10 protein-coding genes and 1 tRNA gene are annotated in these 15154 nt (G+C 46.9%); 9 read left to right on the top strand and 2 right to left on the bottom strand.

Annotated elements, in window-relative coordinates; all coding sequences use genetic code 11:
- The first annotated feature begins 9 nt into the window (after positions 1 to 9).
- The 4 genes from purN (at position 10) to IEV19_RS08770 (ending at position 4159) form a co-directional block, all read left to right on the top strand.
- Positions 10 to 579: a phosphoribosylglycinamide formyltransferase gene (gene purN, locus IEV19_RS08785; RefSeq protein WP_188370280.1), complete on the top strand. Its 570-nt coding sequence runs from the start codon at positions 10 to 12 to the stop codon at positions 577 to 579.
- Entirely contained in the window at positions 579 to 1214 is a 636-nt protein-coding gene (locus IEV19_RS08780; protein ID WP_188370279.1) for a ribonuclease H1 domain-containing protein, read from the top strand. Before purN ends, IEV19_RS08780 begins: the two co-directional genes overlap by 1 nt.
- Positions 1215 to 1294: 80 nt before the next feature.
- Complete coding sequence (locus IEV19_RS08775) at positions 1295 to 2221, top strand: PfkB family carbohydrate kinase (protein WP_188370278.1); 927 nt, start codon at positions 1295 to 1297, stop codon at positions 2219 to 2221.
- 39 nt (positions 2222 to 2260) lie between these two features.
- Positions 2261 to 4159, top strand: coding sequence for an amidophosphoribosyltransferase (locus IEV19_RS08770; RefSeq protein WP_188370277.1), 1899 nt, complete (start codon positions 2261 to 2263; stop codon positions 4157 to 4159).
- A gap of 687 nt (positions 4160 to 4846) precedes the next feature.
- Here IEV19_RS08770 and IEV19_RS08765 read toward each other — a convergent pair.
- On the bottom strand, positions 4847 to 5455 hold the full coding sequence (locus IEV19_RS08765; RefSeq protein WP_188370276.1) for a superoxide dismutase: 609 nt from the start codon (positions 5453 to 5455) through the stop codon (positions 4847 to 4849).
- A gap of 94 nt (positions 5456 to 5549) precedes the next feature.
- Between IEV19_RS08765 and IEV19_RS08760 the strand changes: the two genes are divergently transcribed.
- The 4 genes from IEV19_RS08760 (at position 5550) to IEV19_RS08745 (ending at position 14167) form a co-directional block, all read left to right on the top strand.
- Positions 5550 to 8687 carry a UvrD-helicase domain-containing protein gene (locus IEV19_RS08760; RefSeq protein ID WP_188370275.1) on the top strand — a complete coding sequence of 1046 codons (3138 nt, stop codon included), beginning with the start codon at positions 5550 to 5552 and terminating at the stop codon, positions 8685 to 8687.
- A gap of 2 nt (positions 8688 to 8689) precedes the next feature.
- The gene (gene kbl / locus IEV19_RS08755; protein ID WP_188370274.1) at positions 8690 to 9883 is read left to right on the top strand and encodes a glycine C-acetyltransferase; all 1194 of its coding nucleotides are present in this window, start codon (positions 8690 to 8692) and stop codon (positions 9881 to 9883) included.
- 111 nt (positions 9884 to 9994) lie between these two features.
- The gene (locus tag IEV19_RS08750) at positions 9995 to 11353 is read left to right on the top strand and encodes an OmpA family protein (RefSeq protein WP_188370273.1); all 1359 of its coding nucleotides are present in this window, start codon (positions 9995 to 9997) and stop codon (positions 11351 to 11353) included.
- A gap of 60 nt (positions 11354 to 11413) precedes the next feature.
- On the top strand, positions 11414 to 14167 hold the full coding sequence (locus IEV19_RS08745) for a PD-(D/E)XK nuclease family protein (protein ID WP_188370272.1): 2754 nt from the start codon (positions 11414 to 11416) through the stop codon (positions 14165 to 14167).
- 2 nt (positions 14168 to 14169) lie between these two features.
- On the opposite strand, the gene IEV19_RS08740 is transcribed toward IEV19_RS08745, so the two are convergent.
- Positions 14170 to 14874 (bottom strand): SDR family oxidoreductase, encoded by a 705-nt coding sequence (locus IEV19_RS08740; protein ID WP_188370271.1) that lies wholly within the window; start codon positions 14872 to 14874, stop codon positions 14170 to 14172.
- A 137-nt stretch (positions 14875 to 15011) separates the two neighbouring features.
- Here IEV19_RS08740 and IEV19_RS08735 point away from each other — a divergent pair.
- A tRNA-Ala gene (locus tag IEV19_RS08735) sits at positions 15012 to 15085 on the top strand.
- Positions 15086 to 15154 lie beyond the last annotated feature (69 nt).

Below are 15154 nucleotides of genomic sequence, written 5' to 3'. Positions count from 1 at the left end.
AAATCAACGATGAAACACATTGTCCTTTTCGCCTCAGGTTCCGGAACCAATGTTGAGAACATTGCGCGATATTTTGAAGGACACCCCGAAATAAAGATCTCCTGCGTCCTGACAGACAGGAAAGACGCCTACGTCCTCGAGCGGTGCAATACCCTGGGAATTCCAGGCTTTTACTTTAACCGCCACAGTTTCAAAGGAGGCGGACATGTCCTTAAACTCCTGAAGTCCATTCAGCCGGACCTCATTGTCCTGGCCGGATTTCTGCGCCTCATTCCCGCGGAGATGGTGCAGGCTTTCCCTAAAAAGATCATCAATATTCATCCGGCCCTACTTCCAAAATACGGGGGGAAGGGTATGTACGGACATCATGTCCACGAGGCCGTCAAAGCCAAAGGAGAAAAAGAATCAGGGATCACCATCCACTATGTCAATGAACGATATGACGAAGGGGCCATTATTACACAGGAAAAGACTAGGCTGGAACCCGGAGATTCCGCAGAAGAGATCGGCAGGAAAGTGCAGCTCCTGGAGCACAGGCACTTCCCTCTTGTCATTGAAGACCTCCTAACCCGCAACTGATGGCTGCCAAGAACAAATTCTATGTGGTCTGGAAAGGTAAAGCCCCCGGAATTTACGGGAGCTGGGAAGAATGCAAAGAGCAGATCTCGGGAATCAAAGGCGCTCAGTACATGGGTTTTCCTTCGAGAAAAGATGCTGAAGAGGCTTACAACAGTTCTTACGCAGCCTACAAGGGGCAAAAAAAGAAGAAACCCGGACTTTCAGGTGAGGAATTGATGAAGATCGGGGATCCCAACCCTCATTCCATTGCTGTAGATGCGGCCTCAAGCGGAAATCCGGGAAAGATGGAGTACCAGGGAGTAGACACTAAAACTGGCAAGCGATTATTCAAACAGGGGCCTTTTCCGGAGGGCACCAACAATATCGGGGAATTTCTGGCGATCGTACACGGTCTCGCCTTCCTGAAAGAAAGGCGTTCAGACCGCGTCCTCTATTCGGATTCACGTACGGCCATCAGCTGGGTACGGAAAAAGCGATGCAACACCAAGCTACAGCCCAATGCCCGCAACCGGGAATTGTTCGACCTGATCACGAGGGCCGAAAAATGGTTAGAGAAGAATTCGTACACTACGCCTATCGTGAAATGGGAAACTGTCGCATGGGGTGAGATTCCGGCTGATTTTGGTCGGAAGTAAACAGCTAATGATTTCCTGAAAACCGACTGAGCGAAGGCAATTACAAAAGCGTATATTTGCATCGAATTTGAACAGCGAGTATGGGCAAGCTTTTGATCCTGGGTACAGTAGCATTCGATGCCATAGAAACCCCTTTTGGAAAAACAGACAAGATCCTGGGAGGTGCAGCAACGTTTATAGGTCTCGCGGCCTCACAATTCAGGGCTGAATCGGCCATCGTATCGGTCATAGGCGGTGATTTTCCCAGGGAGTACCTCGACCTTTTAAAGAATAAGGGGATAGATGTTTCCGGAATTGAGATCATCGAGAAAGGGAAGACCTTTTTCTGGAGTGGGAAATACAACAATGACCTCAACAGCAGGGAAACCCTGGCCACTGAACTGAATGTACTCGCAGATTTCGAACCGGTGATACCTGATCATTTCAGGGATGCAGATGTACTCATGCTGGGGAACCTTCATCCTTCGGTACAATTGAAAGCCCTGGAACAAATGAGGGAAGAACCTAAGATCACGGTGCTGGATACCATGAATTTCTGGATGAACCATACCTTTCCCGAGCTGAAGAAGGTGATCAGCAGGACGGATGTGATCACGATCAATGACAGTGAAGCCAGGCAACTTTCTAATGAGTATTCCCTGGTAAAAGCTGCTCAGAAGATCCACCGCATGGGGCCGAAATACGTAGTGATCAAGAAAGGTGAGAATGGGGCCTTACTGTTCCATAACGGGGAGGTGTTCTTTGCACCTGCACTACCGCTCGAAGAGGTTTTCGATCCTACAGGGGCCGGAGATTCTTTTGCGGGAGGCTTTGTGGGCTACCTGGCCGAGACGGAAAACGTGTCATTTAACAACCTCAGGAATGCGGTGATCCACGGGTCGAATCTCGCTTCCTTCTGTGTGGAAAAGTTCGGTACAGAACGGATGCAAAACCTTACCAAGGAGGAGGTTGAACGAAGGCTGGAGCAATTTAAGCAATTGACACAATTCGATATTGAGTTGAGATAATGCCCTGCAGATTCAGGGCTTTTTTTATTGAAATAGAATATGAGCGACGCCATTAAACACGAATGCGGGATTTCGCTGATCCGATTGTTAAAACCCCTGGATTACTACAAAGAGAAGTACGGCTCTGCCTTTTATGGGGTGAACAAGATGTATCTCATGATGGAAAAGCAGCACAACAGGGGCCAGGACGGCGCCGGTTTTGCCAGCATCAAATTGGATGTCGAGCCGGGACAGCGCTATATGAGCAGGGTAAGATCCGTACAGGCCCAGCCCATTCAGGACATCTTTGCACAGATCACAGATCGCATCAACCGCGCTTTTGAAGAGCACCCAGAATACATCGATGACGCAGAAGCCCAAAAGAAGCATATTCCCTACATAGGAGAAGTACTGCTGGGGCATGTTCGCTATGGTACTTTCGGCAAGAACAGCATCGAGAACGTGCACCCATTCCTTCGTCAGAACAACTGGATGCACAGAAACCTGATCGTTGCCGGGAATTTCAACATGACCAACGTAACGGAGTTATTCGACAATCTCGTGCAGCTGGGCCAGCATCCAAAGGAAATGGCAGACACGGTGACGGTTATGGAAAAGATCGGACATTTCCTGGACGATGCCGTGGCCAAACTCTACAAACAGATCAAAAAGGAGGGATACAATAAAATGGAGGCCTCTCCCCTGATCGCTGAGCGTCTCAACCTGGCCAAGATCCTCAAAAAAGCTTCAAAAAACTGGGACGGTGGGTATGCGATGGCCGGACTCCTTGGACACGGTGACGCTTTTGTTCTTCGCGATCCTTCGGGTATACGCCCGGCCTATTATTACCAGGATGAAGAGGTGGTTGTGGTCGCTTCTGAACGGGCTGCTATCCAGACGGTTTTCAATGTGAAATACGCTGCGGTAGAGGAGTTGGATCCTGCCCATGCCATCATCATCAAAAAGAACGGTACGGTGAAGGTGAAGAAGATCATGGAACCCCTGGAGAGAAAGGCGTGTTCCTTTGAACGCATCTACTTCTCCAGAGGAAGTGACCTTGAGATCTACCAGGAGAGAAAGGAACTCGGCAGGTTGATCTTTCCCAAGATCCTGGAATCTATAGATCACGATATCAGAAACACGGTATTTTCCTATATCCCTAATACGGCAGAAACCTCCTTCCTGGGCATGGTAAGGGAAGCCCAGAACTACCTCAATAAAAAGAAGGAAGAACTGATCCTTGAAAAAGGGTCGGGTATCACCCGGGACGAGCTGCACGAGATCCTCGAGATCAGGCCGCGAATTGAGAAGGTGGCCATAAAGGACGCCAAGTTGAGGACATTCATTACCCAGGACAGCAGCAGGGATGACCTGGTGGCACACGTATACGATATCACATATGGCTCGGTAAGTGAAAGTGATAACCTGGTGATCATCGATGACAGTATTGTAAGGGGTACAACTTTGAAGAACAGCATACTGGGTATACTGGACAGGTTATCTCCTAAGAAGATCATTGTAGTCTCCTCAGCGCCACAAATTCGTTATCCCGATTGTTATGGAATAGACATGGCTAAACTGGAAGATTTCATCGCCTTTAAGGCCGCTCTCGAATTGCACCGGGAAAACAAGAGCCTTTCTGTTGTGGAGGACATCTACAATAAGTGCAAGGAGCAACTAAACAAGGATGAAAGCCAGATCATCAATTACGTGAAGGAATTCTACGCCCCGTTCAGCGCAGATCAGATCTCAGAAAAAATTGGCCAACTCCTGTGCCCTGAAGGCATTAAGGCCGAGGTGGAGATCATCTACCAATCTATAGAAAACCTGCATCAGGCTTGCCCAAAGAATTTAGGCGACTGGTATTTTACCGGAGACTATCCCACACCAGGCGGGAACAAGGTGGTGAACAAAGCCTTTATCAACTTTTATGAAGGCAAGAATGAACGCGCCTATTAGACCGAAAAATACCTGATTTCTTAAAATTTGTGCATTTCATCGATATTTTGTGCATTTCATCGCCTTTATCGTCAATGCGGAGTAATCAAAGTTACATTTAGGCTTGCCATAGCATAAGTAGGTTAAGTTCATGGTAAGATTTGGGGCAAAAAAGGTGGAGACTTCTCCACCTTTTTTATTTTTCGTCCGGTCACAGCCCAAAGGAGACCGTATTTGTAGTCCGTTTCTTCAACCTGCGACCCCCAGTTGTCTACAAACGGCATTTCATCCGATTAAAGGGAATTTTGTCCAAAACCTTTTTCAGCCGCTCCGCCTTGCTTTACATTTGGAGGACCATAGCATAAGTAGGTTAAGTTCATGGTAAGATTTGGGGAAAAAAGGCAGGAAACATCCTGCCTTTTTTATTTCTGATAATCAGAATTTTATCATTTTTTTCGAGGTGTCGGGTTTTTTCCTCTTCCGCCAATCCGCCTTCTTTGTCCAAAAATTCCTTGATTTTTTTTGTTATTTCTCACAATACCAGTAATTTAGTACTGCCATAGCATAAGTAGGTTAAGTTTATGGTAAGATTTGGGACGAAAAGGGTGGAGGCTTCTCTGCCCTTTTCTATTGATACTCACCCCTATAGATAAAAAAACCGCAACCTTTGGGGTTGCGGTTTTTTATTGCACTTTAAGATCTGCTCTGTTACTTGTGTGCCTTGTAATGCTCGGCCACCTTGTTCCAATTGATCACATTGAAGAAAGAACTGATATAATCCGGCCTCCTGTTCTGGTAATTCAGATAATAGGCGTGTTCCCAAACATCCAGGCCCAGGATTGGATATCCGCCGCATCCCGTGTTGGGCATCAATGGATTGTCCTGGTTGGGGGTTGCACAGATCTCAACTTTTCCTCCTTTGTGGACACAAAGCCAGGCCCACCCGGATCCGAACTGTCCGGCGGCTGCGGCACTGAATTTATCCTTGAATCCTTCAAAGGATCCGAAGGCCTTATCAATGGCAGAGGCCAATTCCCCTGAGGGATTTCCTCCTGCATTTGGGCCCATGATCTCCCAGAACAGACAGTGGTTGAAATAACCTCCTCCATTGTTCCGCACGGCAGAGTTCTTCATATCCAGTCCTTTGAGGATCTCCTCGATGCCTTTTCCTGCAAGTGGCGTGCCTTCAATAGCTGCATTAAGTTTTGAAGTGTATCCATTGTGGTGCTTGGTATGGTGAATCTCCATGGTCCTCGCATCGATATTGGGTTCCAATGCGTCGTATGCATAGGGTAATTTTGGTAGTTCAAATGCCATGTTCGTATAGTTAATTGTTATTATTCAGTGAGCTTCAAATGTAGGGATTTTAACAATTATATTCCCCTAATTATATGTTAAGAACTCTCTGCGATTGCTTATTTTGCAGGGTAAAACAAAGACTCTGCACTCCTATCAGATTTATGACGCATCTGCCGGTTCAGGCAAGACCTTTTCCCTGGTCAAGGAATACCTCAAACTGATCCTGACCGAGGACAGCAGGCAGGAATTCAGAAGAATACTGGCGATCACCTTCACCAACAAGGCCGTCAATGAAATGAAGCAGCGTATTCTGAAAAGTCTGGCGCTCTTCGCTTCGGATCCAGAGGAAGCAGGTAAAGATGACCTTTTCCTGCAGATAGCAAAAGAGCTCAACCTCAGCAAGGACAGATTAAGGGCCAGATCCGGCGAGGTCTTGAAGGAAATACTTCACAATTATGCCTTTTTCGACATCTCCACCATAGATAAGTTCAACCACCGTATCATCAAGACCTTTGCAAGAGATCTGAAGATCCCCCAGAATTTTGAAGTGGTCATGGACCAGGACCTGCTGCTGAGCGAAAGCATAGACCGCATGCTGGGAAATGCACAGGCGGGAAACAGGCTGACAAACCTCATCATCGATTTTGCCCTCGAAAAGATAGACGACAGCAAGAGCTGGGATGTGAGCTATGACCTCCAAAAGATTGGTTCCATGCTCTTCGATGAAAACCATCTTCCATTCCTGGAATCCCTTAAGGGAAAGGAGGTTGACGCGTTTCTCGACCTGCAGAATACCTTGAGGAGGGTGATCAGCACTCTCATCGGTGACCTGAAGGATATAGGTGCGGAGGCTCTGAACCTTATATCCACCGCCGGACTGGATGCAAAAGACTTTAAATCGGGATATTTCCCGGCGTTTATGAAGAAACTGCAGGCGGATCCGGCAGGGGCGGATTTCACTGCCGGATGGAAGCAGAAATTCGGGGAAGAACCGTTATACAAAACGAGCCTCAAGGGGGAGACAAAGGCTGTTATAGACGGCCTTATGCCCAGCTTCATCAACCTTTGGACCTCCCTCAGGACCAAACACAACCGATTGCTCTACCTGAAGAATGTCTACAATAATCTGGTACCCCTCACCCTTCTCAATGCACTGCAAAAAGAGATTAATACCCTGCTCGAGGAAAGGGAACAGATACATATATCGGCTTTCAACACCCTGATCTCCGAACAGATCCGCGATCAACCTGCTCCCTTTATTTACGAACGTCTAGGAGAGAAGTACAGGCATTATTTTATCGATGAATTCCAGGACACCTCCCTCCTGCAATGGAATAACCTCGTGCCCCTGATTTCACATGCTCTGCTGAGTGAGGATCTGCAAGGTAAAAGAGGCAGTCTGTTTTTAGTAGGGGACGCCAAACAGGCTATCTACCGGTGGAGAGGAGGCCGATCCGAACTCTTCCTCAATTTGATACACGATGAGGACCCCCTTTTCGGCATACGTCCCATGACCACACAGCTCCAGAGAAATTACAGGAGTTATGAGGAGGTGGTAAATTTTAATAACCGGTTCTTCACTTCGGCAGTTGACGGCCTGAAAAACGAGCTTTACCGACAGCTGTTCCTCGAGGGTAATAAACAGGAGCACACTGCCTCAAAAGGCGGACTCGTCAGTCTGAGGTTCCTGGAAGAAAACACTTCAGAGAGGGAATCAGACTATTGTAATGAAGCGCTTGGGGTCATAGTCGAACTTAAAGACAGGAATGTGCCATACGGCGATATTTGTATTCTGGTAAGATCGAACCAGCAGGGAGTTAAGCTCGCCAGGCATCTCATGGAAAACAAAATACCCGTTATTTCCTCCGATGCCCTCTTGCTTGAGAGCGACCCCGGGGTTAGGTTCCTCATCAACCTGATGAAACACACTGCCCAGCCCACGGATCTCAATATTCAGTACGATATTCTCTTTTATCTGAGCAGGGATGAAGAAAGACATCGTTTCATCTCCGAGAGCCTCGAAGACCTGTCTGGTTTCCTGAAGAGGAAATACCATTTTGAAATGGAGATCTTTACACAAAGGACCCCGTATGATGCCCTGGAATACGCTATTGATCGATTTCAACTGGTCCGGGAATCCCACGCCTTTACCAGTGCCCTCCTGGATGAGGTCCTCGAATTTGAATCACACATGGATTGTGGGATACAATCCTTCCTGGACCACTGGGAAAAGAACAAGGGGAAGTGGAGTATCCCGGCCCCGGAGCAAACAGAGGCAGTCATGTTGATGACCATACACAAATCCAAGGGTCTTGAATTTCCATTTGTCATCTTCCCCTTCGCAAACGCCAGGATTTACGATGACAGGGGAACCAGGTTATGGGCAACATCAACAGATGAGGCTGTAGAGGGTTTTGACCATCTCCTGCTGACCAAAAAAAAGGAGATGGCAGATTACAACCACGCCTCCCTGGCAATCTATGAGGAAGAAGAGCACAAACAGGAACTCGATGCATTCAACGTGCTGTACGTTGCCCTTACGAGAGGGATTCAGGGAGTGTATGTGATCTCGGAAATGGACCTGGATAAAAATGGAGATCCGAAACCCTCTACGTACTCCGGGCTTTTCATTAATTTCCTGCAGAGCGAAGGTCTGTGGGACAGGAACAGGAGGAGGTATGACTTCGGGCAACTGGGTGAGGTGGTCTCCAGAGCTGCATCCGGCCTGCACCAGGAGTCGATTTCTTATACCTACTCCGCCAAGTACGAAGGGCATCTGGAGATCAGCACCCGTGCCGGGGAACTCTGGGGAACTTCCCGTGCCCTGGCTTTATCCAGAGGTAATGTTTTCCATTTCGGGATGAGCACCATTGAGGTTGCCGGGGATATCCCTGGAAGCATTGAGGAATTGGTCTCAGGCGGAGCTATTTCCGTAAAAGAGCAGGAGATTTACTCTGAACTTTTCAAAGGAGTCGTTGAGCATCCCTTGCTGGCTCCCTTTTTTGAGGAAGGCCCTATAATTAGGAATGAACAGGCGATAATTGCAGAAAATGGGGTAATTTTGCGACCCGACAGGATGGTTTTCGACGGACGGAAGGTCTCGGTACTCGATTACAAGACAGGAAGCGAAAGCCCGGACCATATCGCACAATTGAACTCCTACGCAGAAGTGCTGGGTTCCATGGGATACACCGTAGAGAACAGGGTCCTGATCTATATAGGTGAACAAATCAAACCCGTATTCATATAATTATGTATAGCAGTATTAAGAAATATCTACAGGACGAACTGGATTCGATACAGGAAGCAGGCCTTTATAAAAAGGAACGTATCATAACTTCTCCTCAGGGAGCTGTGATCAAGATCTCCACAGGACAGGAAGTGATCAACTTCTGCTCTAACAACTATTTAGGACTGTCTTCACACCCCGAGGTTATCCAGGCAGCTAAGGACACCCTGGATTCTCACGGATTTGGGATGTCATCAGTCAGGTTTATTTGCGGTACCCAGGACATTCACAAGGAACTGGAAGAGAAGATCGCCAAATTTTACGGAACAGAGGATACCATATTATACGCAGCTGCTTTTGACGCCAATGGCGGCGTCTTCGAGCCTTTGTTGTCAGCAGAGGATGCCATCATCTCCGATTCCCTGAATCACGCTTCGATCATTGACGGAGTGAGATTGTGCAAGGCCAAGCGGTACCGGTATGCTAACAATGATATGAAGGATCTGGAAGCCCAGCTGAAGCAGGCAAATGCGGATGGGGCCCGGTTTAAGATCATCGTGACAGACGGAGTATTTTCAATGGACGGGCTTCTTGCTCCCCTGGATAAGATCTGTGATCTGGCAGATGCCTATGACGCCATGGTGATGATAGACGAATGCCACGCTGCAGGTTTCATCGGTGAGACCGGAAGGGGTACGCTGGAAGAGAAAGGGGTCATGGATCGTATCGACATTATAACCGGAACTCTGGGGAAGGCCCTGGGTGGTGCCATGGGCGGTTATACTACCGGAAAGAAAGAGATCATTGAGATCCTGAGACAGCGATCCCGACCCTACCTATTCAGCAACTCCCTCGCACCCGCCATTGTCGGCGCTTCCATCAAGGTCTTCGACATGCTCGAGGGGAGCACAGAACTTCGCGATCGTCTGGAAAGCAATACCGCCTACTTTAAGAAAGGAATGAAGGAGGCAGGTTTTGATATCATAGATGGGGATTCAGCCATTGTGCCGGTTATGTTGTACGATGCCAAATTATCACAGAAAATGGCCGATATGTTGCTGGATGAAGGAATATATGTTATTGGATTCTTCTATCCCGTGGTTCCAAAGGGAAAAGCGAGGATCAGAGTACAGTTATCCGCAGCCCATACAAGAGCCCATTTAGACACCGCAATTAAGGCCTTTACAAAGGTGGGAAAAGAGCTAGAAATCCTCTAAAACCTTCCGTTTTCAGGGGGATACGAGAAAAAAAAAAGAAATTGATTTTGTTAATAATTTTTAACAACTTACATTTGCAGCTAATAAACACTTAAACTTAAAAATTTGAACATGAAACAGCTTAGCAGATTATTGGTTGTTGGCCTCTTTCTTATTGGGTTAAACAACGTTCAAGCGCAGGATGAGAATAATCCGTGGCAAGTTAGCTTTGGTGTAAACGCGATAGATGTTTATCCTACTAATGACCAGGACGCCGCTTACCCAACCGGTACTCTCTTCAGCGAGTACTTTAATGTTAACGATCACTGGAACATTTTGCCTTCTATCTCATATGTATCTGTATCCAAGTATGTTGGTGACGGATTTTCTGTAGGAGCAAGGGGTAGTCTGAACCGCATCTCTAAATTGGGAGACGTTTCAGCCGATGACCTTTCTCATTACGCTGTGGATGGAACAATAAAGTACAACGTATTAAAAGATAAGAAGATAATCCCCTTCGTGGAAATTGGAGGAGGTTATACCTGGGTTGATGAGATCGGATTCGGAACTGCCAACGCAGGTATCGGAGCCAGCTATATGTTCTCTGATAATATCGGCTTTACCGTACAAACTGGATATAAGCACGCTTTCGAAGATTACGGTGTAAAACACTTCCAGCACATGGCAGGTATCTCCATCCAATTCGGTGGAACTGATACCGACGGTGATGGTATCTATGACAAGGATGATGCTTGTCCTGAAGTTGCAGGTCTTGCTGCGTTCAACGGATGTCCTGATTCTGACGGTGACGGTATAGAAGATGGAAAAGACAGCTGTCCTAATGAAGCTGGTTCTAAGGAGCTTAACGGATGTCCTGACTCTGATGGTGACGGTATCGCTGACAAAGACGATGCTTGTCCAAACGAAGCTGGTCTTGCTGCTCTTGCCGGTTGTCCTGACGCCGACGGTGACGGTGTAGCTGACAAAGATGACGCTTGTCCAAGCGAAGCTGGTCCTGCTGAAAACAAAGGATGCCCATGGCCTGATACTGACGGAGACGGAGTTCTTGACAAAGATGATCAGTGCCCAGACGTTGCCGGTACAGTAGCTAACCAAGGTTGCCCAGAAGTAACTGAAGAGGTTCAGAAGCAATTGAATGACTACGCCAGAACTATCCTGTTCGACACTGGAAAAGCTTCTCTGAAAACAGAATCTGTATCTGTATTCGTAGACATCATCAAGATCCTGAACGAGTACCCAACTGCTAAGTTTACCGTTGAAGGTCACACTGATAGCGTTGGTAGCGAGAGATTGAACCAGGAACTGTCTGAGAAGAGAGCTAACTCTGTAAGAGACTTCCTGATCAATGAAGGAATCGCTGCAGACAGGCTGACCGCTGTTGGATACGGTGAGTCTAAGCCAATCGCCTCTAACAATACAAGAGCCGGAAGAACTCAAAACAGGCGAGTTGAGATCAACTTGATCAAGTAAAAAAGAGTTCAAAATTATATGAAAAGCTCCGCATCAGCGGAGCTTTTTTTATTTTTAGATATGCGAACATTTCTGGAAGAAACAGTAGCCCAGATCAGGGAACAGCACCGGGTAGATGAACAACTTGTTCTTGTGGTTCCCAGCAAACGGGCAGGTGTATTCCTGCTCCAATTATTCGCAAAGACAGCTACTAAATCCGAATTCGCCCCGACTCTATATACCATAGAGGAATTCGTATCTGTCCTGTCCGGTGTACGTTATGCGACCAATACCCAACTCATTTTTGAGCTTTTTGAAGTGTACAGCACCCTTCGCGGAAAAGAAGCCGAGAGTTTCCATGAGTTTTCCAGGTGGGGAGGAACCCTATTGCAGGACTTCAATGAAATTGACCGCTATCTCATTCCTCAGAAAAAGATTTTTTCTTATCTCAGCGCAATTCAGGAGACAGACCACTGGTACCTCAGGCCTGACAAAACCCCCATGATCAAAACCTATATCGAGTTCTGGAATTCTCTTGAATCGTTGTATAATGCGTTTTCAGAACATTTGCTGAAGATGAATGTGGGCTATCAGGGGCTTGTTTATCGCAAAGCGAGTGAGGCAGTAGAACAATACGCCCTGAATTCGGGGAAAACCCAGCATATCTTTATAGGTTTCAATGCCCTGAACGCGGCAGAACAGCTGATCTTGAAGACCCTCCTTTCCCATGAAAAAGCCGATATTTTCTGGGATATCGATCCGATTTTCCTTCAGGATAAAATTCACGATGCCGGGTACTTTATCAGAAACTATCTCAAGAAATGGAAATTTCTATCCGGCAAGCCTCTGAAAGGCGCTGTGGAAACCTATAAAACCCATAAAGAGATCAGGATCATTGGTGTGCCAAAAAGTGTTTCTCAGGCGAAGTACACAGGTTCCCTCCTCAACAGACTGGCCTTTGAAAAGAAGTCGTTTCAAAAAAATACTGCCGTAGTCCTCGGAGATGAAAACTTATTGAATCCCCTCCTCAATTCTATCCCTGCCTCTATCCCTCAGGTGAATATTACCATGGGGCTTCCTCTATCCCAGACTCCTGTGGCGAGTTTATTCAATGAGTTTATCTCTCTATATGTAAATTGGAAAGGTCAAGGATGGTATCACAGGGATCTCCTTTCTCTTCTTTCACACCCTTATGTAAAGAGGTTATTTAATGACCCCGATGAAACCCTGCACAGGCTTGGGGCCATGGTCAGGGATAGAAACTGGGTCTACCTGAAGCCCTCTCATTTGAAGGAGGTCAAATTTGGTGACGAGGCAATATTTTCCCTGCTTTTCTCAGAGGAATTTACCACTCCTTCAGCATTGCTGAAAGCATCTGAGGCGATGATCAAAGCCCTGATCCAAAGGTTTAAGGAGGATCAGGATGCGATAGGCTTGCAGTACCTCACTAAAATGGAAAGTGTTTTTAATGAGACGGAAGCCTACGTGAACAAATACGAATTCATCGCAGATCTCAGGTCGTTCCAGAGCCTTTTCAGGGAACTGATGGCCAGAGAGACCATCGATTTCTACGGGCAACCGCTGGAAGGGATACAGGTCATGGGCATGCTGGAGAGCCGGAATCTGGATTTTGAGACCGTGATCATTACCTCTGTGAACGAAGGGATCCTACCTTCCGGAAAAACTCATTCTTCTTTCATTCCATTCGATGTGAAAAAAGAGTTCAAGATGCCTACCTACAAGGAAAAGGATGCGGTATATGCCTACCATTTCTACAGGCTGCTGCAAAGAGCCAGAAACATCTACCTACTCTACAATACCGAGCCGGATGTTCTCGAAGGAGGCGAGCGGAGTCGTTTCATTTCTCAGTTGCTCACGGAGAACAGGAAGGAAGGCAACATCCGGCATATCATCGCCTCCCCTTCCTTAACATTGCCCCAAAAAATGCAAGAAGTCATCAGGAAGGATCAAACCGTACTGCAAACCCTGAAAGAGCGTGCTTCAGTTGGATTTTCCCCTTCGGCACTTGCTACTTACATCCGCGATCCCATCCTGTTTTATAAGAAATACGTGCTCGGTATAAAGGAAACTGAGGAGGTAGAGGAGAATATTGCTGCAAATACCTTCGGCACAGTATTGCATGCAAGTCTCGAGCAACTTTACACCCCTTTAATAGGTTCGGTGATCGATCCCGAAAAGCTTTCGCGGCTTGTCCCCCAAATACCACAGATCACACTGAATGCCTTTGTGGAACATTACCCTAATGTAAACCTCGAGAGCGGGAAAAATCTTATCGCCTATCAGGTTATCCAGCGATATCTCGAAAATTACCTGAAAATGGCCATAGAGGAAAGCAAAAATCACAGTATAGAGATCCTGGCCATAGAGCAAAAAGTGCTTATTCCCCTCGACGTGCCTGGGCTGACTTTCCCTGTTTACCTCAAGGGTACCATTGACCGTGTCGATAAAAAAGACGGCTTACTCAGGATACTCGATTACAAAACCGGAAATACCAAAAAATCTGAAGTGGAGATTTCGGAATGGGGAGAGGTCATCACCGATCCGGATAAAACCAAGGCATTCCAAATGTTGTCATACTCCCTTATGTACCACAGTCTGAATTCTTCAGAGAGCTTTAAAGCGGGGATCATCCCTTTCAGAAGTCTGGAGAAGGAAGTCTTCTTTCTTGGATTTCCGGCACACCCAGAAGATGGCGTTTCCCGAAAAGAGCATGTTATAAATGATCAGGCTCTGGATGCATTTAGGGAACAACTGTGCCTGTTGATTAATTCCCTCTTCGATCTTCAGGTTCCTTTTGAAGCCAAAGATGAATAACCCTATTTCTTGTCCGGACGGGTAGGCCTTACTTCAATTTTACTGGGTAGTGTCCTCGGATTCATGTGCAGGAGGTCTTCAACCAGTTCCCCTATATCCTCAGGCTGAATCTTCCAGGCATCGCTTTCACTTGGCTGATTTCCGTTAAAATGGGAGGCTACAGATCCCGGCATGATGGTTGACACCTTGATATCGTAGGGTCTAAGATCGAGCATGGCTGCCTGTGTAAAGCCGACCAGCCCAAATTTTGTCGCGTTATACCCCGAACCTGAAGCAAAAAAGTTAGTCCCGGCTAGACTGGCGATCGTGATATAATACCCTTTTGATGCTTTAAGAGCTTCCATAGAAGCCTTCAGGGTGAAGAAAGGACCGTTGAGGTTGGTGTCTATCATCTTATTCCAATCCTCAACGCTCAGGGTGTCTACGGGATTGAATACGCCTATGCCGGCATTCGCAATAACCACATCAAGCTGGCCCCAGGTTTTAATTACAGCCTGAACGGCTTTTATCTCATCCTCAGGACGGGTCACGTCTGATCCCAGACCTAAAACGCGGTCTTCTGATCCGAGAGACTGTGCAACCGTTCGCGCGTCCTCCGCGTTTCTTCCGCTGATGGCTACTTTCATCCCGGCATTGAGCAGTCTTTTCGCTATCCCTAAACCAATTCCTTTTGTACCACCCGTGATGTAGGCTACTTTTCCTTTCATATGTATCTGCTTTAGTTTTTCCCAAAATAATAAGCGGAAGAGGAAGAATTGAAACTTCGGGCGTTATTCTTTTCTTAAAATAAAAAGTATGGATTTTGAAACTTACTCAAAAATTAGTTCCTTTGCGCTTCCAATGCGGGGGATTAGCTCAGCTGGCTAGAGCGCTTGCATGGCATGCAAGAGGTCACCGGTTCGACTCCGGTATTCTCCACAGAACAAGCGCCATTTTCATCGCGCGATTTGCAAATAAGAAAAACCGCCGAGTGTACTCGAGCGGTTT

The sequence above is a fragment of the Muriicola marianensis genome, from assembly GCF_014638095.1.
Taxonomy (GTDB): domain Bacteria; phylum Bacteroidota; class Bacteroidia; order Flavobacteriales; family Flavobacteriaceae; genus Muriicola; species Muriicola marianensis.
Note: the sequence above shows the minus strand (reverse complement) of the source record. Positions and strands in the feature narration are given on the sequence as shown.

Bases quoted from the DNA above. Each gene is read 5' to 3' on its own strand.
- IEV19_RS08780 (WP_188370279.1), top strand. From the start codon at position 579: ATGGCTGCCAAGAACAAATTCTATGTGGTCTGGAAAGGTAAAGCCCCC.
- IEV19_RS08745 (WP_188370272.1), top strand. From the start codon at position 11,414: ATGCGAACATTTCTGGAAGAAACAGTAGCCCAGATCAGGGAACAGCAC.
- purN (WP_188370280.1), top strand. From the start codon at position 10: ATGAAACACATTGTCCTTTTCGCCTCAGGTTCCGGAACCAATGTTGAG.
- IEV19_RS08750 (WP_188370273.1), top strand. From the start codon at position 9,995: ATGAAACAGCTTAGCAGATTATTGGTTGTTGGCCTCTTTCTTATTGGG.
- IEV19_RS08765 (WP_188370276.1), bottom strand. From the start codon at position 5,455: ATGGCATTTGAACTACCAAAATTACCCTATGCATACGACGCATTGGAA.
- IEV19_RS08770 (WP_188370277.1), top strand. From the start codon at position 2,261: ATGAGCGACGCCATTAAACACGAATGCGGGATTTCGCTGATCCGATTG.
- IEV19_RS08740 (WP_188370271.1), bottom strand. From the start codon at position 14,874: ATGAAAGGAAAAGTAGCCTACATCACGGGTGGTACAAAAGGAATTGGT.
- IEV19_RS08775 (WP_188370278.1), top strand. From the start codon at position 1,295: ATGGGCAAGCTTTTGATCCTGGGTACAGTAGCATTCGATGCCATAGAA.
- kbl (WP_188370274.1), top strand. From the start codon at position 8,690: ATGTATAGCAGTATTAAGAAATATCTACAGGACGAACTGGATTCGATA.